This is a genomic window from Moheibacter lacus (genome assembly GCF_014042165.1).
Classification (GTDB): Bacteria; Bacteroidota; Bacteroidia; order Flavobacteriales; family Weeksellaceae; genus Moheibacter; species Moheibacter lacus.
This window is the reverse complement of the sequence record NZ_JACDZE010000001.1, coordinates 1237110-1255967: the sequence shown is the minus strand read 5'-3', so window position 1 is coordinate 1255967 and position 18858 is coordinate 1237110. Positions and strand designations below refer to the sequence as shown.

Genomic DNA, 18858 nt, shown 5'->3' with positions numbered 1-18858 from the left:
TTAATTTCCAAAGGACAAGGTTAAACTCAATCCGGCTCTGATGGTCGAGATCGGATAAGCCGTTGAGATTTTATATTCGGTCAACATTTGATCCCAGAAGAAACGCAAATTAAAGTTTTTGCTGAAATCATAGTCTGCTGAAAATTGGATAGAAGTCAATTTCTGTCCGCCCGTAACTTGTGAATCTCCATCCAAAATCCTTCTGATTCTGGTTTCACTATCTCTCATGCGAATATCTGCACGGAAATTCATGTCTCCTTTAAAAGTTTTATTTCTTCCCTGATAGCGCATTTTAAATTTCAAATCTTTGATCACATATCCCATCCCAAAGACATATTCAGTTCCATAATCTTCTGTCAATGTATAATTGCTCAAACTCATGGTCATCAAACGGTCACGGTTGTACTGGGCTCTGAACTGGAAACTGTTTCTGAAAGTCATGTCTACTCCGATCAGCGGAGAGAAAGATTCAATCATATTGACGGTTCCATAGATGTTTTCCGAATAGAAATTATTGTTCAAATCTCTGGTATCTGGATTGACAAAGAAATTCGGATTGGACTGAATTCCATTTACGGTGTAGGAAGATAAATAGGCATGTGACAATTCAAATACTTCGAAATAACGTTTGATCAATGGAATATTTTTCATTCCGGTATAGGTGATCGACCAGTTTGGAAGTGGCACTTTACGGTTGTATCCAAGTGAAGTTTTCTTTGCATTTCTACCTTCCACTGCCGACACAAATGCGGGTACCAATACATCATAATTGGCCAAACCATAACCATCATAATATCCATCTCCGAGTGGCGCCATACCATTGGCCATACCTAGACGCTCTGAAATCACCTGTGTATTATCGAGAAATGTTTGGTACATTTCATCCGGATCCATAAATGCTGTTGAAATGGCTATATTACTGCTATTTAAAGTCTGTTGTCTATCCACATAAGTATTGATATTTGGATTTTCATACGTCCTCAAATTGTATGCATTTTCAGAACTTCTAAAAGAAGAAGAACGTTTGGCATTTAAGTCAATTCTCAATTCCGGGAACGGCTCTACCATGGAACTGGCTGTAAAGTTTGTTCCGCGGGTGATGATATAAGGTTCGAGCAATTGATCACTTCGCGTCACCCAATCATTTCCGGACTCGATGAATTTTCGTTTGATGTCAAATTCGGTTCCGTAAATAAATCCGGCATTGGGACCGCCATCTTTCCCAAACCCAAAGAAATTAGGTTCAGCTAAAATCCCCGGAATCACAGCGCCGTTGGTTTGGTTGTAGTTGAACTGGAAACGTTTGATACTGGAAACGACCATCCACATATAATCCTGACCACGGAATTTGGATTTGAATTTGTATGGTTTTTTGATTTTGCGAAGCGCTTTAAAGGTCATGCCTTCGTAGGCTCTATTTAAGGAATCCAATTCTCTCTTTCTTCCACGTTTGACCGAATCCATCTTTGTATACCCTCTGAATTCCGGATACAATTTGGTCATGTCAAAATCACCAATCATCGTAAAGTTACTTGCGTTTTGGGCGATGTTACCAAGACCTTGTCCGTCCGTATTTGGTGCATTTAAAAATACGGTTGATCTAGCTTGCCAGTTGTAACTATTGGTCACTCCCAATTCTAAATTGGCCCAACTCATGTATGGGAACATATGGATTGGCGTTTTCCAATTCAACTGGATCTGATGATCATAATTCACCGGACGACCGATTTTGAATAAATTATTCCAAATCAAAGCTTTGTCTGCATATTCAAAAGCTGCTCCGTCGTTAAGAGTTCGCGTAGCGGAAGTATAATCTAGTCGCAAAGATTTGGTCAAATCAAATCCGACGTTATATTGCCATGAGAACAAGAAATTATTACTAAAAGCAACCGGGAATAGATAAGAAGAAGTTCCTCCAAAGAATTGGTTCAAATCACGGTATTGTCTTTCGGTATACACACGATCGATGTCGGTTCTGAAGGACAATCTGGTTGGCAATGGATTGACATTGAATTCTTTTAAGAATTTTAAATATTTGGCTGATTTCGCTGTGTCTTGAACGGCTCTCCAATCTTTTAATGGTCTGATGCTTTTTACCGGGAATCCATAATTATAATTCAAGGATGCTTTTACATTTTTGGTCAAATTATAAGCTGTGTACACATCTCGGTTGTACATATCAGCATACATAAAGGACAAAGCAAAATTGGAAACATCATAGAACCTCGCCGGTTTGTTGTTGGTTTTTATTTTTCTGATGTTGCTGAAAGTAAATGATTTTTGTTGCGAATAAGTTCTTACAACATCTTTCAATTCTTCTTTTCTCGGATCTTCATCAAAAAGGACATCATTGTCAAGCGGATTGTATTTCGGATCTGCAAATTGTTCGCTTAAGGAGACGTTAAACGGAATTTCCATTCCCCATTCTTTCGGCATGAATTTGTCCAATTTCACTTGTGCATTTAAGGCGTAGTCTCTTGTATCTTCTTGGCTACGCTGGCTTGGACCTTGATCAATTGCGCCAAATCCGGCAGAACTTACACTTCCTGAAACCTGAACTTGTGCAAAATCACCCAATGTAAATCCTAAACTTCCCATCGCTGCATAACCGCTTTCATTGTCGATTTCGCTTAAGCGCAATTCATTTATCCAAACGAGTACTTCTTTGTCTTGTGTATTGGTAGATCGCAAACCGACCATCACAGAAGTTACACCTCCTAATGATGGACGACCTTTTACATAAATGGTTTTCAGCGGATTTTCCTCATCGGGAACGAAAGCATATCGCTCCAATGTGGTAATTGCTCCATCCAAATCTCTGGCTTTTTTTGCATCTACGAAATAATCGGTTAAAATGTCGATCATGTTTTCGTCTGGCCAAATTCTAGATGGATTGGTATCCGGTGTTTTGGCGGTATATTTTAGCGGAATTTCATATTCGTAATAGTTGTCCGAATAATCACTACCCAAACGGATGAACAATTTGGTCGTTTCGTCCACAGCTTGACTGGTGACATCCAAAAGGTTTTCTGCATGGACAAACATTTCCAATCGTTTGTATCGTCTCAAGTCCAAATTGGTATTTTTAAATACGGCTTTGGTCGGACTATTGGCGCTTAATTTCGCTTTTAACAACATGGAAGCTTCATTTTGGCTTTGGTAACCTGTCGTTCCTTGCATTTCTTCTCGTTGAATTCCCGGAGGCAATACATAAGGCGGAACGTTTGTAGAGTTCTCTTCAAGCGTTACTTGACCGATTTCCAAATTGGATAAGAATTCATCTTGTTCCACTCCTTCTTCCGGTCCTGATTGACCTGGAATCGGGAATAAAGTTTTTGGGTATCTTCTCCAATTGCTTCGTACCAAATCCATGGTTGCAAAACGCAAAGTGGTTTCTTCGTTAAATCCGCGCATCAAAACCCGCATGAAACGAGCGGAAGTCAATACACTTTTTGCTGAAGACAATTGCTCATCTGTCACCAAATCCGGCACACCATCTCCATCGATATCGGTATCAAAATTGTCCACCGGAATTCTCATTTGGTACCAAGTAACGCTTTCGGTTTGACCATTTGGAAGGGTTACTTCGGCATCTTTTGTGGCTACGATAAAGTTGTTGGTATTATTTTGTAAATCGGAAGGACTAATTTTCACCGTGTACTGGTTGTACATTTCGGTTTGATCCAAATTATAATCCAAATTAATATCCTCTGCGTCAGGTTGCATGCTATATGCATCTAGCAAATCATCGGTAGAGTTATTTCCTTGTGGTCCTTGGAAATATTTATATCGGCCGGTAATCGAACCTGCATCGTTGGATTGTCCCCATCTATCATCCAGATAGAAAACATAGTTATCTGCTGCAGGGTCATTTTCACCTGTAATCGGATTGATATTTCCAGTTGCATTTGGATAAGCAGCAATTTCTTCTGCGTCATTCAATCCATTGTACCCTAAATCTTGTTCTTTTCGAGCGGCGCCTTCTGTATCATAGGCATAAATGATCGGATAATTCTCCGGTTGTTTACCCCAAAGTGAAGTGGAAGTAGCTTCTCCGTTCCCAGAATGTGGCATTCCGTTTTCATACAACATTTGACCGTCTTTCAAAATATCTTCTGAAACGTTACCCAATTGGATCAATAAATCACCATTTCCACCGACACCATCGGCATAAGGGTCCATCATCCAGAACTCTAAATATTCGACGTTTGAATCGATAAAATTCGTAACTGAAATCGGACGCATCGTACCACCCCAACCTTCTGTATCGACAGCATTTGGATTGACGTTATAAGGTCCGTTGATTCCCGGATAGAACGTCATGTCAAAAGTATTGATATAGGAAGCTGTTCCCGCCATGACATCGCGTTGATCAAATAATTCGCGAAGCTCAACTCTACGTACTCTGTGTTGGGAAAGTTCCGCATCACTGATGCCGGTTGGTGCATTTCCACCGATTCCGTAGAATCTCGGGTCAATGCTGTACCATGACATCAACTTTCGTCCGTTTCCATAGGAAAGGTCATCGTTATTGGCTCCATTTGGAAAGAATGGGTGGGTATTTCCGGTTAATCCGGCAGGGCTTCCAGGTACACTTGCCATGCGCCATGAAGCGGCATCCAATAAACTGATTCTATTTTGTGCATCTTCAAAATCGTCGATATAAGAATCTCCACCAGCAGCTTTGTTCTGCCCTGGCATCAAATATGCGCCTTCTGCACTGAAGTTGATTTGGGAAATTTGATCGGTTTTGATTCCCGGAATTTTGTTGGTCAAACGGGTTAACCATTCAGATTCTCCTGTATATTCTGTATGCAATCCAAAAATGGTATTGCTCACCGGTTCTGCTCCGAACTGTACTTTTTGGGTCAATGGTCTTTCTTGGTAATTCACAATTGTACCACCAACTAAGAAATTATCGGAAAAGTGATGGTCCACGTTCAATCCCATGAATCGTTTTTTCTGCATGTTGAAAGTGGATTGGTTTTCCAAACTGATGTTGATCGGAACACCTGAATTTTTCAATTGATCATTGATGATGGTCACTTGTCCTAATTGATAATCAACGGTATAATCTACACCTTCTACCAATTCCATTCCATTTGCTGTAACGGTAACAGATCCTTCCGGAACATTGAATGCACCCAACGGAATTCCACCGCCAACTTCACCTTTGTATCGACCTGCTAAACTATATCGTTGCGCCAATCGCTCGGCGTCCAAAGTGTTAGGCAATTGGTTGTACAATTCGTTGAATACAAATTGAGAGTTCGGATCACCGAGAACGCCTGCCAGATGTTCACCAAATGGCTCAACAGTTGTAAAGATGATCGTTCCTTGATTTGGATTGACGGTTACACCATTGACAAAGTCAAATATTCCATCTCCATAATTTCCATTTCCACTCATCTGAAGATTTCCATTCAGATTCAAACGGTCCATGTTCATGACTTGTAATAAAGTTTGGTCTTGAACCGATGTGTTTGGTAAATAATTGATCACTCCAGAAGAATTGGCACTGTTGTCTTTGAATTCGACATTCATGATAAAATCTTCCGATGAAATCGTCAATGCATTTAGCGAATAAATATTTTTCATCATCAAATCCCACATAGGTGAAGCCGTGTTTACCGTTGTGTTGGGTTTGATTAATTTTCCGATTAAGAGTTCGTTTTGCTCGTCCGACATTTCCCCGACTTTGTACAAAACACCCGGCGTACTGTTTCGGGTATATTGAAAGGAAACGGCCAATAAATCTTCACCATCTACGAGTGGTTGATTTAACGAGAAATAACCAAGAGATGGATAGAAGGTATATTCAGAAGCATCTAATTTCCGAACGTTTTCATTGACCAAATAATGTTCGCCTTCTTGATAAGTTTGACCTCCAATCAATTGACCATTCATGGTTGAACGAACAAAGCTAGGCTGTCGGTTACCTCCCAATAAACTTAAAACAGCATTATATGGAGATTGCGTTCCTTCGTTAGTTGGTGCGTTGTTGCCATTGTCCGCTAAATCCCGAAGTGCCAAAATCGTTCTTCTCTGTTCTTGATTGGCTCCACCGTTATCGATTCGCCAAACTTCCAATCGCGTGATGACGATATCACTTGAAATTTGCGGATAATTGACAAGTGCATCGTCATATTCATTTCTAAAGAATTGTCCTAAAAAGAAGTGACGGTTGTAGTCATAGTCCTCGGCATAAATGCGATAATCGGTCAAGACACCACCACCTTGAACCGTAATATTTTTTGTTTCGGAACGTTGTTCTGAGAACACCATGGAAACATCTGTATTTCCGAACCGCAGATCTGTTCGAACCCCAAATAAAGATTGCGCTCCTGTAATCAAAGAAGTGTTCAAAGGCATCGAAATGTTTCCGACTTCTATGTTTTGGACGATGTCATCCTCGCCGCCTTCTTTCATGTTTTTCCATTGGAGCTTCATTTGGTTTTCAAATCCAAACCCTGCTTGGGTATCATAATTGGCTTTTAATTGTAGATTTTCGCCTACTTTACCGAGCACGCTCATTTGGATACGTTGCTGTAAATCAACGGTTAACGTATTTCGGTTTTGTGGTAATAATTGTGGATTGTCAATTTTTTGAATGAAAACACCCAAATCCAATTGCGCCGATCCTTGTGGAATCAACTGGATTTCATTTCCTCCAAATATGGTTTCAAATGCTCTTGATTTGATTTTTAAACTGGGAAGTATATTTCCGGACTCGCCTTCTTCATCCCCAAAAGCATTGGTTCTGTACATTTCATCGTAAGCACGGGATTTATCTCGGTAATAAGAATCGATATCTCTATTGAGTATGATATCCAAATAGTCTTGGCTAGACAAATAAATAGGCTGTCCTACTTGAAGTTCCCCAATCTTTGGCCAAAGCACATACATATCACGAACTGGGTCGTAGACGATATCATACGTAATTTGATCATCTAAATACAATCCTCCTTCCTGATTATTAAAAGGGTATTTTAACGTATCTGATTCTTCAGGCTCCTGACCATTTGCTATCCCGACAATTAATAATAAAAAAATTATCGGAAACAAGCTTTTCATCCTCCTCATGTGTAAATAAAGCTGTTTCAAATAAACTAAATTCTTTTAAGTACCTCTTTCACCAAAACGTCTGCTTCCGCGTCTGGAAAGTCTTTTGAAACAATTTCCAATACTTTTTCTGCGGTTTTAGTTGGTATACCAAGGACACCTAATGCTGATAACGCTTCAAATTTAGATTTATTTTTAGAATTATCGGAATTAATGTTAAAATTAAATATATCTCCTTCCAATTTGTCTTTCAAATCGATAATGATTCTTTGTGCCGTTTTCGCACCGATTCCTTTAACACTTTGAAGCGTTTTTACGTCGGCCGACTCGATCGCCATTCTGATTTCGTCAATTTCCAATGAAGAAAGCATCATCATAGCTGACGAAGGCCCTACGCCATTGACCGAAATCAACTTTAAAAACACTTCTCTTTCTTGCTCCGAATGAAATCCATACAAAATCTGAGCATCTTCTCTTACGATCAAATGTGTAAAGATTTTCAGGTTTTCTTCTTTTCCAAATTTCGAATAAGAATTCAAACTGATGATCACATGATATCCCACGCCGTGACATTCCAAAACGAGATGCGTCGGATAAATTTCAGTAAGTTTCCCATTTAAATGTGCAATCATTTTTGTCGTTGTTGAGCGTCGAGAACGGCAATGGTGGCTAGATTGACAATTTCGTCGATCGTCGAACGCATTTGTAAAATATGAACCGGTTTGTTCAATCCCATCAAAATAGGTCCGATTACTTGCGAATTTTCAATTCCTCTTAAAATTTTATAGGATAAATTTCCTGCAGCTAAATTGGGGAAAATCAGCACATTGGCGCGTTTTCCATTCAATTTTGAGAACGGAAATGTTTTGGAAATCAATTCCTCATCCAAAGCAAAATCCGGTTGGATTTCACCATCCACGACCATGTCCGGATACAATCGATGTAAAATAGAAACGGCCTCACTCACTTTTTTGGAAGTTTCCGTTCGCGCAGAAAAATTCTCAAAAGAAAGCATCGCCGTACGTGGTCTGATTCCAATTCCCCGAACTACATATTCCGTCATTCGAGCGATTTTCACCAATTCTTTTGCGGTTGGATTATCATTGATCGTCGTATCGGCAAAAAACAAGGGGCCTTTTTTGGACAAAATCATCATCAATCCGGCTACTTTTGAAACACCTTTTGCAGGACCAATCACCTCCAAAACAGGCTTCAACGAACTCGCATAGCTTCTCGTAGAACCGGTTAAAAAAGCATCTGCTTCTCCTGCCTCAACCATCATGGAGCCAAAATAATCCCGATTGGTCACAAAACGTTTGGCATTGTACAAAGTCATTCCCTTTCTCTGACGCTTTTTCCAAAGCATTTCAGCTAGTCGGTTGACTTGTTCTTCTGCTTCCTTTGATTTGGGATCAATGATCGGAACATCCAATTCGATATCGAATTCTTTTTTGATTTCTTCTACTTTTTCTTTGTTCCCCAATAAAATCGGTTTGGCTATACCTTCGTCATGAACAATCTGCGCAGCTTTCAAAACATTGTATTCAGCAGCATTACTAAACACAATCGTTTTCGGATTCTGTTTCGCACGATTCTGAAGCATTCGGATTAATTTCTGATCGCTGTCCATACGATTGAGCAATTCTTCTTCATAAACCGCCCAATTGTTGATTTGCTTTCTTGCCACACCAGATTCCATCGCTGCTTTTGCAACCGCCATAGAAACGTTGGTAATCAATCGATTATCAAATGGTTTCGGGATGATATAATCTCTACCGAAACTCAAATTTCCACTTTTATAAGCCATCTGAACCATTTCAGGCACAGGTTCTTTGGCCAAATCAGCTAAGGCATGAACCGCCGCCAATTTCATTTCTTCGTTGATTTTGGAAGCTTGTGTATCCAGAGCGCCACGGAAAATAAATGGGAATCCCAAAACGTTATTCACTTGATTGGGATAATCTGAACGTCCAGTTGCCATGATCACATCTGATCGGGTTTCTACTGCCAAATCATAATTGATTTCAGGAACCGGATTGGCCATCGCAAATACAATCGGATTCTCATTCATCGACAACAACATTTCTGGTGAAACCACATCAGCTTTTGAAAGACCGATAAATACATCAGAACCGACCATTGCTTCTTTCAGAGTATCGAAATTTGTATTTCGTACAAATGGTAATTTTTCTTCGTTCAAATCAGTACGTCTTTGGTTGATCACACCTTTGCTATCGCACATGAAGATTTTATCAGGATCTGCTCCCAAAGCGACATATAATTTGGTGCAAGCAATCGCAGCAGCCCCTGCTCCATTGACGACAAAAGAAACTTCTTCAATTTTTTTATCGGCCAATTCTAACGCATTTAAAAGCGCAGCAGCAGAAATAATCGCTGTCCCATGTTGGTCATCGTGCATCACTGGGATGTCCAATTCTTCTTTTAACCTTCGCTCTATTTCAAAAGCTTCAGGCGCTTTGATGTCTTCCAAATTGATTCCGCCAAAAGTCGGAGAAATCGCTTTGACGGTTTCGATGAATTTTTCAGGATCTTTTTCGTTGATTTCAATGTCAAACACATCGATGTCTGCAAATATTTTGAACAAAAGTCCTTTTCCTTCCATCACGGGTTTGGACGCAAGTGGACCGATGTCACCTAGTCCCAAAACTGCAGTTCCATTTGAAATGACTGCCACCAAATTTCCTTTGGCGGTATATTTATAAACGTCTTGTGGCGTTTTTTCTATCTCTAAACAAGGCTCTGCTACGCCTGGCGAATAAGCCAAAGCCAAATCTCTCTGGGTATCATGTGGTTTTGTGGGAACGACTTCTATCTTCCCTTTGCGACCAGACTCATGGTAACGTAAAGCATCAATCCTTAGTTTGTCATCTTTTTCCGTTTTCATCTTTTTTGGCTTAATTCTAAATTAGACAAGAGCACAAAACTACGGAAATCAACAACAGAAATCTAAAGATTTTTGGAATTAATCTCGATCTTCAAAAGAAGCAGGACTGAAGGCGCATTCCAGTTTAAATGGAATCAATTCGTCAGATTCTTCGGTAAAATCCTGCACTTTTCCTTTCCATTTTAAACATAACGTTCCGGAATTGTCCTTGAAAAAAGAAAGCTGGTTTTCATCGGCTTCGAAATTCTCATCGGAAAAATTGACGTTGGTATAATAGATTTCTTCGATTTCGCCTTCTTCATCTTCTATTTCCATGTAACATTCAGGAATCTCGAAGTTCTTTCCGGCTAATTCGTCCGGCGAAATGACATTTACGGGAAAATCATCTACGGATAGGATGACTTGGGCAAAATCATTTTGAAGTGAATCATCCTCCACGTGATCGAGACCATCCGTCGAATAAATTTCAATTAATAGCTGATGTTGATTCCCTGAGTACACCACTTTGCAGAAACATTTTTCGATGTGGTAGGTAAAAGTTTCTTCCGGATGGAAGAATTGGATCGTTTTCATTGGAGTATAAAAATCTTAACGTTCAGCGAATATAAAAATAGTTTGGAAATTTTCAAATGGGTAGTGAAAATTTTCAAATGGCTTAATTTATAAAACAGATTGACTTTCCGCATAATCAAATCATTTTCATTGACTAAATAATATAAACCAATTATTTCCTACATTTGTTATATAATATATTACTTATGCAATCATTAGAGCTTAAAAATCTGATACATACTTACATAGAAAATGCTGATGACAAATTATTGAATATCATTAAAAGTATTTTTGAAAGCTATCAGAGAGTTGAAGATGAAGCAATCATTGGACATACTGCAGATGGAAGACCGCTTACAAAATCTTTATTGGTTAAACGAATAAAAAAAGCTGAAAAAGATATTGATGAGGGTAGATTTACTTCACACGAAGAATTGTTAGAAGAAATGAAAAACTGGTAATGATTGAAGGCAATAATCCATCTTATGATATCATTTGGGATCATTCTGCCAAAGAAGATTTAAGGTTAATTTTTGAATTTAATAAATCGAAATTTTCGAATGAATTTGCTCAAAAAATAAACATAGAAATTTATGAAGTTGTAGGGAATATCGTCTTTTTAAAGCAATGGCAAAAAGATGAAATTTTAGGCGAGCCTTATCGAAGAATTGTTGTTCGCCATTACAAAGTTATTTATAGAATTTCTGATAATAAAACGATTAGAATTTTAATGGTGTTTGATGTAAGGCAAGATCCTTCCAAATATAAATTGGAATAAATAAAATAATTGGAGTTGAATTTGCGCATCAAACGCATTGCTAATCTTGACGCTCGTTTCCGCGATTGCTCAAACTAGTGCCAGTATGTGTCAAAAATAAGAAGAGCAGGAAAACCTAGCTCTTCTTATTTATATTTTTTCAAGTAAAGAATTCTTATTATCAGATAGTTGAGGTTTTGAAATTACGCTATCACTAACTTTGATACACTACCACTTTTGCTTTATCATAACTTCATATTTTCTTCAATATTATTCTTTGAACAAAATTCCTTAAATTTATTTTCACTATGAGCATAGCTACCTAATGTTGATATCTCATTTGTAGTATTGTATATTTTAGTCTCTTTATAGTATTTTAACCTCTTATTTTTCCCATCATAACTTACATAGTCAGGAAACTTTGAAGGGCTAATTTCTTTATGTGAATTAAATTCATAGGGGGGGGGACGTACGAAAGCAATAAAAGCAATTTTTTTGTTTGCGGTATCTACTACCCCTAAATAAATTTCATTTTGGTTTTTCAATTTTGAGTCAAATTGAATAGAGTCATACCTAATAATAATTGCATATTCTACGGTTCTAATTTGCTCATAATCTATCACTTCTCCACTAAAATAAACTTGAGAGTTTTGATAATAAGCATCTATTTTATTTTGTTTTTTCACAGCAACTGAAACAAAAAAGACAATAAAACCAATACTTAGAAACAAAATGAAAATTCCTAATAAGGTTAATAATTTAAAATATGACTTCATCTAAACCAACTTTCTAATATTTGAATAAAGCTTTTTTGATTCTTCATTGTATAAACATATAAAAACAGCCTCCAGAAACTGGAAGCTGTTTGATTTTTTCAACTAAAGAGGATTTTACTCTACTACCGGATCGATAGAAACGTAAGATCTGTTGTCTCTCTTTTTACGGAAAACAACTGTCCCGTCAACTAGTGCAAACAAAGTGTGATCTTTACCGATTCCCACTCCGTCACCCGGATGATGTTTTGTACCTCTTTGGCGAACGATGATGTTTCCTGCGATTGCAGACTGTCCACCGAAGATCTTCACACCCAATCTTTTGGAATGCGACTCACGACCGTTTTTGGAACTACCAACTCCTTTCTTATGTGCCATTTTAGTTTATTTTTTCAGATTATGATTATGCAGTTTTCCCTCCGTCAAGTTCGTCCTGCCAAGCTTTCAATTCGTCAAATTTTCCTTCGGCTGCAAGCGCTGCTTGTTTAGCCCAAGTTTCTGGATCCAAATGCGCTAAATTCTCTCCCGCTTCCAAAACAGCTTTGATATCCTCAACTGATTTTTTGGACAATTTTGCGAAAGTATCAATTTTTGCTGCTACCAAAGTTTCGGCTGCTTTTGGACCGATTCCTTCGATTAACGTAAGGTCATCAGTTTTTTTAGCGGCTTTTTTCACTGGTGCTTTTTCAGCTTTCTCTTCTACTTTAGTTTCTTTTTTGGCAGCTTTTGCTTTACCACCTCCAATTGAAACAATTTCGATTTTTGTGAATTGCTGACGGTGACCGTTTTTCTTTTTGTAACCTTTTCTTCTTTTCTTTTTGAAGACGATTACTTTGTCACCCTTTACGTGTTCTACGATTTTTGCTACAACGGAAACTCCGTCTATAACCGGGGCGCCAACTTGTACGGAACCGTTGTCAGTCAACAATACGCGGTCGAAAGAAACTTCAACTCCCGCATCGCCTTGCAAACGGTTAACATACAACTGCTGGTCTTGCTCAACTTTGTACTGAAGCCCTGCTATTTCTACAATTGCATACATTAGTTATACTTTTTAAATAATTTTTCGGACGGCAAATATAGGAATTATTCTTTTACTTCCAACTCTTTCCTTTAATTATTTATGCTAACTTATTTTATTGCATTTGAATAATTTAGCTCATAAATTTTCATAAACCTTTTCTCCGCCTTTATCGAATGATCAATTTCTTGATAATTGTTCCTTTTTCATTGGAAAATTTCACGAAATAAACACCAGCCGGAAATGATTTTTGAAATAGCGTCACACCTGAAACCATCCTTGTGTAAACCAACTTTCCTGCAACATTGAAAATTTCTACTTTATAACTGTCTTTTGTATGAATTGTAAATCGACCATTGGAAGGATTGGGATAAATCGTAATTTCTTCCTGCAGAATTTCTGCTGTACCCATATTTTCATTCCTACCCATTTTATAAATGGTCTCGCGCGTTGACCAACCAGTCCCGGGATCATTGCGCATATCTGACCAAGCAACATGAAAATTCCCAGAAACATCAAATTTCACAGAAGGAAAATCCAACTGCGGATCTTCTTCACAAATGACATGTGGAGTCCCAAATCCGACCGAAGCATCATATTCCAAAAAAGAAATGGTCTGAGCCAAAAAGTCAGTAAAAACCACTCCACAATCTCCATCCACCGTACAGTCCATATCCATTCTTTTTAACAAGCCACCAGCATTAGCCGCAATTTCAAATGTATTTGGCGAAATACTGAAAACATCGTTTTCAGCATCATATTCATACAAATTAACGGCGTCTCTATCAGGACTTGTCATTTTAAAATAATGCATGACTTTGGTTTGGCCGTTTTTAGAAGTTATGGCATAATTTGAATTCATAACAGCCTCATTAACTATGATTTCAGGATCACTTAGAACATGAGTTGCTTCATCATAAATCCTGTATTTCAAATCCATCGTCCCACCGGAATTGTATTCCGAATAAACGATCATCGCCTTTCCATTCCCTATTCCTCTCATAAAAGGCACTCCTGCGTTTTGACCATCGGTAACGTCAGAAACTGCAATATCTGCTGACCAATTGCTTCCATCAAAATACGTCATGTAAATTTCTTCATTCGTCTGATTTTCTCTAAAATCATATCCCCAAACTACCACCGGAAGGTTATCGTCAGTTACATACACATCTTTATAGGAATTAAAATGATCCACCGTTCCACCCAAATCGGATATTTTCACACCATCTGCCCAAGTATCCGTTCCAGCGTCGTAATGAGAATAACCGATATAGTTTCGTGTATTTTCAAAAGCCCAAACGTTATAAGCCACATGAAGATCTCCATTTGGCGCTGCATCAATGGCAGGAAAATGATTGTTTCTAGCGCCGATTTCACCACCAGCATCTACAAAAATAGCCTCTGACCACTCGTCATCATTGATTTTTTTTCGGTACATGATTTTCTGAAGACCATTGGTGTGGTTGTCATTGTAAACAACATAAACATCATTGCCTTCAGTTGCCAAACGCACATCCCAAGAATCTTCACCCGGATTATCAGACAAATTAAAATCAGGATGACTCCAATCCAAGTTCAGCTCATTGGAGCCAAATAAACTATGGTTGAGCAAAGGATGGGAAACAATGTTCTTTTGAAAATAAATTTTCCCATTTTCATCTGTTTGGATTCCTTCTATTAACTGCCCTGAAGCAAATCTGATAACACCAAGTGAAACCATTAAAAATAAACTTCTTTTCATACTATTTCATTTTTTGATTAAACCATACCCTCAAATGTATTGATTTCCAATGAGAACCTATGAATGGAAAAGTCAATCCAATCAACCAATTTCATCGAATTCCCCAATTCCATTCCGTTGCGAATCTCACAATTAATAATGGGAAAAGATTAAATTTTATTCAAAGCTTAGCGTTATTTATTAATCTTTATCTAAGAATTCTCTCTATTTATAATCAGTATAAATTACGCAATTTCAATGGATTTTGAGAAATTAAATTTTTCTAATTTTTGCTTGCAGTTATTAGTTCGTATTTTTACCCGCTGATTTTTTAGGAGAAAGAAATGGATACAACTTTTGATTATATACCGATTTTAGTGCTTTTCTTACTGGCTGCGGGTTTTGTCGTATCGACCATCATCATGACGCATTTTCTAGGACCGAAGCGCGAAACTGATGAAAAGCTGGACAATTTTGAAAGTGGAATTGAGCAGGTAGGAAATGCAAGAAAACCATTCTCCATCAAATATTATTTGGTAGCGATATTATTTGTGTTATTTGATGTAGAAGTCATCTTTTTCTATCCTTATGCCGTTAATTTTAAAGAATTGGGATGGGAAGGATTTGCGGCGGTTAGCACATTTATCGGTTTATTTTTAATCATGTATCTTTATGTTAGGAAAAAAGGCGCTTTAAATTGGGAGAAATAAAGTGCTGAATGTTGGAAATTAAAAAGAAAAAAAAATGATTCACAATAAAAGACCGGTAACCCACAACACGAACGTGAAAATTGTGGACATGCCGGAAGGATATCAGGGAGAAGGATTCATGGCCATGCAACTATCCAAAGTGATTGGTTTGGCGCGCAAAAATTCCATTTGGCCATTGCCATTTGCAACGAGTTGTTGCGGAATTGAATTCATGGCGACCATGGGCTCCACCTACGATCTTTCAAGATTTGGGAGTGAGCGACTGGCCTTTACACCGCGTCAATGTGATTTGTTAATGGTGATGGGAACCATTTCAAAAAAAATGGCACCGGTTTTAAGACAAGTTTACATTCAAATGGCTGAACCGCGTTGGGTAGTTGCGGTTGGAGCTTGTGCGAGTAGCGGTGGAATATTTGATACGTATTCGGTTTTACAAGGAATCGATCAAGTCATCCCGGTAGACGTTTACGTACCCGGCTGTCCTCCAAGACCCGAAGCCATCATAGACGGTGTAATGCGCATTCAGGATTTGGTAGAAAATGAAAGTTTGCGTAGAAGATCCAGCCCAGAATATGTAGAATTATTAAAAAGTTACGGGATTTCATAAGCGAAAATTATGTTGAACAGCAAATTTGTTTTAGACAAACTAATCGAGAAATTTGGGGAAGCTGTCTTTGGTTATGAAGAACAGTTTGATATGATGGCAATTTATGCCGATAAAGAATTGAACTTAAAAATTCTTCAATTTTTATACGATGAAGAAGAATTAGGCTTTCGATTCATGACCGATTTAACCGCCATCCATTATCCAAATAATGTTGGAGAAGAATTGGTGGTTACTTATTTGCTTTACAATATGCCTAAAAATTTTCATATCCGTTTGAAATTTACTTTGGACATCAATGAGCCCAACATTTATACCGCTTCAAAACTTCATGCAACAGCCAATTGGCTGGAAAGAGAATGCTATGATTTCTTTGGTGTGAATTTCATAGGTCATCCCAATTTAATCCGTGTGATGAACGTAGACGAAATGGACTATTTCCCGATGCGTAAAGAATTCCCGCTGGAAGACCAAACCCGAACCGATAAAGATGACGAGATGTTTGGACGCGGTGGACATTTTAATTATGGAAATTTTTCCGTTTAAAGAATTTGGAAAATGGCTGAAGTAAAACAAAACATAAAATTACCCAAGGAATCGCTTGAAAAAACAACCCAAACGATTAACCTTGGCCCTACGCACCCTGCAACTCATGGTGTTTTCCAAAATATTTTGGAAATCGATGGTGAACGAATTATCCAGGCCACACCTACTGTAGGGTATATCCACAGAGCATTTGAAAAAATTGCGGAGCGGAAACCTTTGTACCAAATCACTCCGTTGACAGACAGATTGAACTATTGTTCAGCTCCGATTAATAACATCGGCTGGCATTTAACGGTTGAAAAATTTGTCGGGATTGAAGTTCCGGCTAGAGCACAATATTTGCGTGTGATCATCATGGAATTGGCTCGAATTGCAGACCATTTGATCTGTAATTCAATTCTAGGCGTTGACTCCGGAGCATTTACCGGATTTTTATACGTTTTCAAATACCGCGAATTGATTTATGAAATTTATGAAGAAATCTGCGGAAGCCGTTTAACGACCAACATCGGTCGAATTGGAGGATTTGAACGCGATTTTACAGAAACCGCTTGGGAGAAAATCCATAAATTTTTAGATGAATACCCAAAAGTTTTAAAAGAATTTGAAGATTTATTCAATCGAAACCGAATTTTCATGGAACGCACACAAGGCGTAGGTGGAATCAGTGCTGAAAGAGCTTTGGCGTATGGATTTACAGGTCCAAATTTAAGAGCTGCCGGAGTCGACTATGATGTTCGGATTCAAAAACCATATTGTCGATACGAAGAATTTGACTTTAAAGTTCCGGTAGGAACAACTGGAGATTGTTACGACCGCTATTTGGTTCGAAATGAAGAAATGTGGCAATCGATCAGTTTGATCAAACAAGCCATTGAAAAAATAAATAATTTGGAAGGAGAAGAAGCAACCAAATACCATGCAGACGCTCCAGATTTTTATTTACCGTTGAAAAAAGATGTGTACACCAAAATGGAAGCTTTGATTTACCATTTTAAAATCATCATGGGTGAAGTCGATATTCCAGCAGGTGAATTGTACAACGCAGTAGAAGGCGCCAATGGAGAATTAGGCTATTATTTCATCAGTGATGGAGGTCGTTCCGCTTATCGTTTGCATTTCAGAAGACCTTGCTTTATTTATTATCAAGCATTTCCGGAATTGGTAGAAGGGTCGATGTTAAGTGATGCGATTTTGACGATGAGTAGCTTAAATTTAATTGCAGGAGAATTAGATGCATAATATGGAAACAGCAGTAAAATTTTCAGAAGAAACCTATAATAAGATAAAGGAAATCATGACGCATTATCCGGAAGGAAAACAAAAAAGCGCCTTGATTCCTGTTTTGCATATTGCCCAAGCCGAATCCAACGGATGGTTGGATGTTCCGGTGATGGATCATGTAGCGGAAACCTTGGGTATTTTACCGGTGGAAGTGTATGAAGTTGCTTCTTTTTATTCGATGTTCAATTTGAATCCGGTTGGGAAATATGTTTTGGAAGTATGCCAAACAGGGCCATGTATGTTGAGCGGTTCGGATAAAATCATCAACCATATCAAAGAAAAATTGAACATCAAAGCAGGTGAAACGACTCCAGACGGATTGTTTACATTGAAACCTGCTGAATGTTTGGGCGCTTGCGGATATGCCCCGATGATGCAATTGGGAAAAACGTACAGAGAGAATTTGACCATAGAAAAGGTCGATGAATTGTTGGAAGAATTAAGAAAGTTGGCGTAAATGATAAAATTGCTATTCATAACATTTTTTTCTACTTCCATTCTTTTTGTTCCCGAAAAGAAATTGGAAACAGGAATTTATTATGTGAAAGATAGTCGTGAATCTTCAACTGTTCAGTTAGAGTATAAAGACTATAACAATTTAATTTCTATTCTAAATATAGATACTGTTGCTGTTTGTGAACAAAAAGATTTTAAAAAGATAAATGTTGATATTTCGGGTTATTCAAAAAATCACGTTACAATTTATATAGAATTAACCCAAGAGGGTACTAATAAATTTAGTGAAGCGACTGAAAAAAGCATAGGAAAAAAATTAGCCATTTTAAGTAATGGAAAAATTATTTCAGCCCCTTTTGTTAATGAAAAAATTACCGGAGGAAAATTAAATATTTCAGGTAATTTCACAATTTCAGAAGCTGAAAAGATAAAAAATGAATTAACCAATAAATCCGAAATCAAGTAGGA

The 18858-nt window shown here is 37.9% G+C and carries 16 protein-coding genes; 8 read left to right on the top strand and 8 right to left on the bottom strand.

Annotation, left to right across the window (positions count from 1 at the left end):
* The 4 genes from sov to HU137_RS05790 form a co-directional block, all read right to left on the bottom strand.
* On the bottom strand, positions 1–7074 hold the full coding sequence (sov, locus tag HU137_RS05805) for a T9SS outer membrane translocon Sov/SprA (RefSeq protein ID WP_246361484.1): 7074 nt from the start codon (positions 7072–7074) through the stop codon (positions 1–3).
* Between the two features lie 35 nt (positions 7075–7109).
* The gene (gene ruvA / locus HU137_RS05800; RefSeq protein WP_182042844.1) at positions 7110–7694 is read right to left on the bottom strand and encodes a Holliday junction branch migration protein RuvA; all 585 of its coding nucleotides are present in this window, start codon (positions 7692–7694) and stop codon (positions 7110–7112) included.
* Positions 7691–9967, bottom strand: coding sequence for an NADP-dependent malic enzyme (locus HU137_RS05795; protein WP_182042843.1), 2277 nt, complete (start codon positions 9965–9967; stop codon positions 7691–7693). Before HU137_RS05795 ends, ruvA begins: the two co-directional genes overlap by 4 nt.
* Before the next feature lie 78 nt (positions 9968–10045).
* Entirely contained in the window at positions 10046–10540 is a 495-nt protein-coding gene (locus HU137_RS05790; protein WP_182042842.1) for a hypothetical protein, read from the bottom strand.
* A 185-nt stretch (positions 10541–10725) separates the two neighbouring features.
* On the opposite strand from HU137_RS05790, the gene HU137_RS05785 reads away from it, so the two are divergent.
* On the top strand, positions 10726–10980 hold the full coding sequence (locus HU137_RS05785) for a hypothetical protein (RefSeq protein ID WP_182042841.1): 255 nt from the start codon (positions 10726–10728) through the stop codon (positions 10978–10980).
* On the top strand, positions 10980–11297 hold the full coding sequence (locus tag HU137_RS05780; protein WP_182042840.1) for a type II toxin-antitoxin system RelE/ParE family toxin: 318 nt from the start codon (positions 10980–10982) through the stop codon (positions 11295–11297). Before HU137_RS05785 ends, HU137_RS05780 begins: the two co-directional genes overlap by 1 nt.
* A gap of 224 nt (positions 11298–11521) precedes the next feature.
* Here HU137_RS05780 and HU137_RS05775 read toward each other — a convergent pair whose 3' ends face one another.
* The 4 genes from HU137_RS05775 to HU137_RS05760 form a co-directional block, all read right to left on the bottom strand.
* Positions 11522–12052: a hypothetical protein gene (locus HU137_RS05775; protein WP_182042839.1), complete on the bottom strand. Its 531-nt coding sequence runs from the start codon at positions 12050–12052 to the stop codon at positions 11522–11524.
* 114 nt (positions 12053–12166) lie between these two features.
* On the bottom strand, positions 12167–12427 hold the full coding sequence (gene rpmA / locus HU137_RS05770; protein ID WP_182042838.1) for a 50S ribosomal protein L27: 261 nt from the start codon (positions 12425–12427) through the stop codon (positions 12167–12169).
* A gap of 25 nt (positions 12428–12452) precedes the next feature.
* On the bottom strand, positions 12453–13091 hold the full coding sequence (rplU, locus tag HU137_RS05765; RefSeq protein ID WP_182042837.1) for a 50S ribosomal protein L21: 639 nt from the start codon (positions 13089–13091) through the stop codon (positions 12453–12455).
* Positions 13092–13239: 148 nt separating this feature from the next.
* Positions 13240–14811, bottom strand: a complete 1572-nt coding sequence (locus HU137_RS05760) for a T9SS type A sorting domain-containing protein (protein WP_182042836.1) — start codon at positions 14809–14811, stop codon at positions 13240–13242.
* Positions 14812–15134: 323 nt separating this feature from the next.
* Between HU137_RS05760 and HU137_RS05755 the strand changes: the two genes are divergently transcribed.
* The 6 genes from HU137_RS05755 (at position 15135) to HU137_RS05730 (ending at position 18856) form a co-directional block, all read left to right on the top strand.
* Positions 15135–15500 (top strand): NADH-quinone oxidoreductase subunit A, encoded by a 366-nt coding sequence (locus HU137_RS05755; protein ID WP_182042835.1) that lies wholly within the window; start codon positions 15135–15137, stop codon positions 15498–15500.
* Positions 15501–15534: 34 nt separating this feature from the next.
* Positions 15535–16107, top strand: coding sequence for an NADH-quinone oxidoreductase subunit B (locus HU137_RS05750; protein ID WP_182042834.1), 573 nt, complete (start codon positions 15535–15537; stop codon positions 16105–16107).
* A gap of 9 nt (positions 16108–16116) precedes the next feature.
* Positions 16117–16650: an NADH-quinone oxidoreductase subunit C gene (locus HU137_RS05745; RefSeq protein ID WP_182042833.1), complete on the top strand. Its 534-nt coding sequence runs from the start codon at positions 16117–16119 to the stop codon at positions 16648–16650.
* Positions 16651–16662: 12 nt separating this feature from the next.
* Positions 16663–17892, top strand: a complete 1230-nt coding sequence (locus HU137_RS05740) for an NADH-quinone oxidoreductase subunit D (RefSeq protein WP_182042832.1) — start codon at positions 16663–16665, stop codon at positions 17890–17892.
* Position 17893: 1 nt separating this feature from the next.
* Positions 17894–18391, top strand: coding sequence for an NADH-quinone oxidoreductase subunit NuoE (nuoE, locus tag HU137_RS05735; RefSeq protein WP_182042831.1), 498 nt, complete (start codon positions 17894–17896; stop codon positions 18389–18391).
* Positions 18392–18454: 63 nt separating this feature from the next.
* The gene (locus tag HU137_RS05730) at positions 18455–18856 is read left to right on the top strand and encodes a SecDF P1 head subdomain-containing protein (RefSeq protein WP_182042830.1); all 402 of its coding nucleotides are present in this window, start codon (positions 18455–18457) and stop codon (positions 18854–18856) included.
* Positions 18857–18858: the final 2 nt, after the last annotated feature.

Excerpts from the sequence above, each read along its gene's own strand:
- HU137_RS05760 (WP_182042836.1), bottom strand. The coding sequence starts at position 14,811 with ATGAAAAGAAGTTTATTTTTAATGGTTTCACTTGGTGTTATCAGATTT.
- HU137_RS05745 (WP_182042833.1), top strand. The coding sequence starts at position 16,117 with ATGTTGAACAGCAAATTTGTTTTAGACAAACTAATCGAGAAATTTGGG.
- nuoE (WP_182042831.1), top strand. The coding sequence starts at position 17,894 with ATGGAAACAGCAGTAAAATTTTCAGAAGAAACCTATAATAAGATAAAG.
- HU137_RS05785 (WP_182042841.1), top strand. The coding sequence starts at position 10,726 with ATGCAATCATTAGAGCTTAAAAATCTGATACATACTTACATAGAAAAT.
- HU137_RS05790 (WP_182042842.1), bottom strand. The coding sequence starts at position 10,540 with ATGAAAACGATCCAATTCTTCCATCCGGAAGAAACTTTTACCTACCAC.
- ruvA (WP_182042844.1), bottom strand. The coding sequence starts at position 7,694 with ATGATTGCACATTTAAATGGGAAACTTACTGAAATTTATCCGACGCAT.
- HU137_RS05750 (WP_182042834.1), top strand. The coding sequence starts at position 15,535 with ATGATTCACAATAAAAGACCGGTAACCCACAACACGAACGTGAAAATT.
- HU137_RS05780 (WP_182042840.1), top strand. The coding sequence starts at position 10,980 with ATGATTGAAGGCAATAATCCATCTTATGATATCATTTGGGATCATTCT.
- HU137_RS05775 (WP_182042839.1), bottom strand. The coding sequence starts at position 12,052 with ATGAAGTCATATTTTAAATTATTAACCTTATTAGGAATTTTCATTTTG.
- rpmA (WP_182042838.1), bottom strand. The coding sequence starts at position 12,427 with ATGGCACATAAGAAAGGAGTTGGTAGTTCCAAAAACGGTCGTGAGTCG.
- rplU (WP_182042837.1), bottom strand. The coding sequence starts at position 13,091 with ATGTATGCAATTGTAGAAATAGCAGGGCTTCAGTACAAAGTTGAGCAA.
- sov (WP_246361484.1), bottom strand. The coding sequence starts at position 7,074 with ATGAAAAGCTTGTTTCCGATAATTTTTTTATTATTAATTGTCGGGATA.
- HU137_RS05740 (WP_182042832.1), top strand. The coding sequence starts at position 16,663 with ATGGCTGAAGTAAAACAAAACATAAAATTACCCAAGGAATCGCTTGAA.
- HU137_RS05795 (WP_182042843.1), bottom strand. The coding sequence starts at position 9,967 with ATGAAAACGGAAAAAGATGACAAACTAAGGATTGATGCTTTACGTTAC.
- HU137_RS05755 (WP_182042835.1), top strand. The coding sequence starts at position 15,135 with ATGGATACAACTTTTGATTATATACCGATTTTAGTGCTTTTCTTACTG.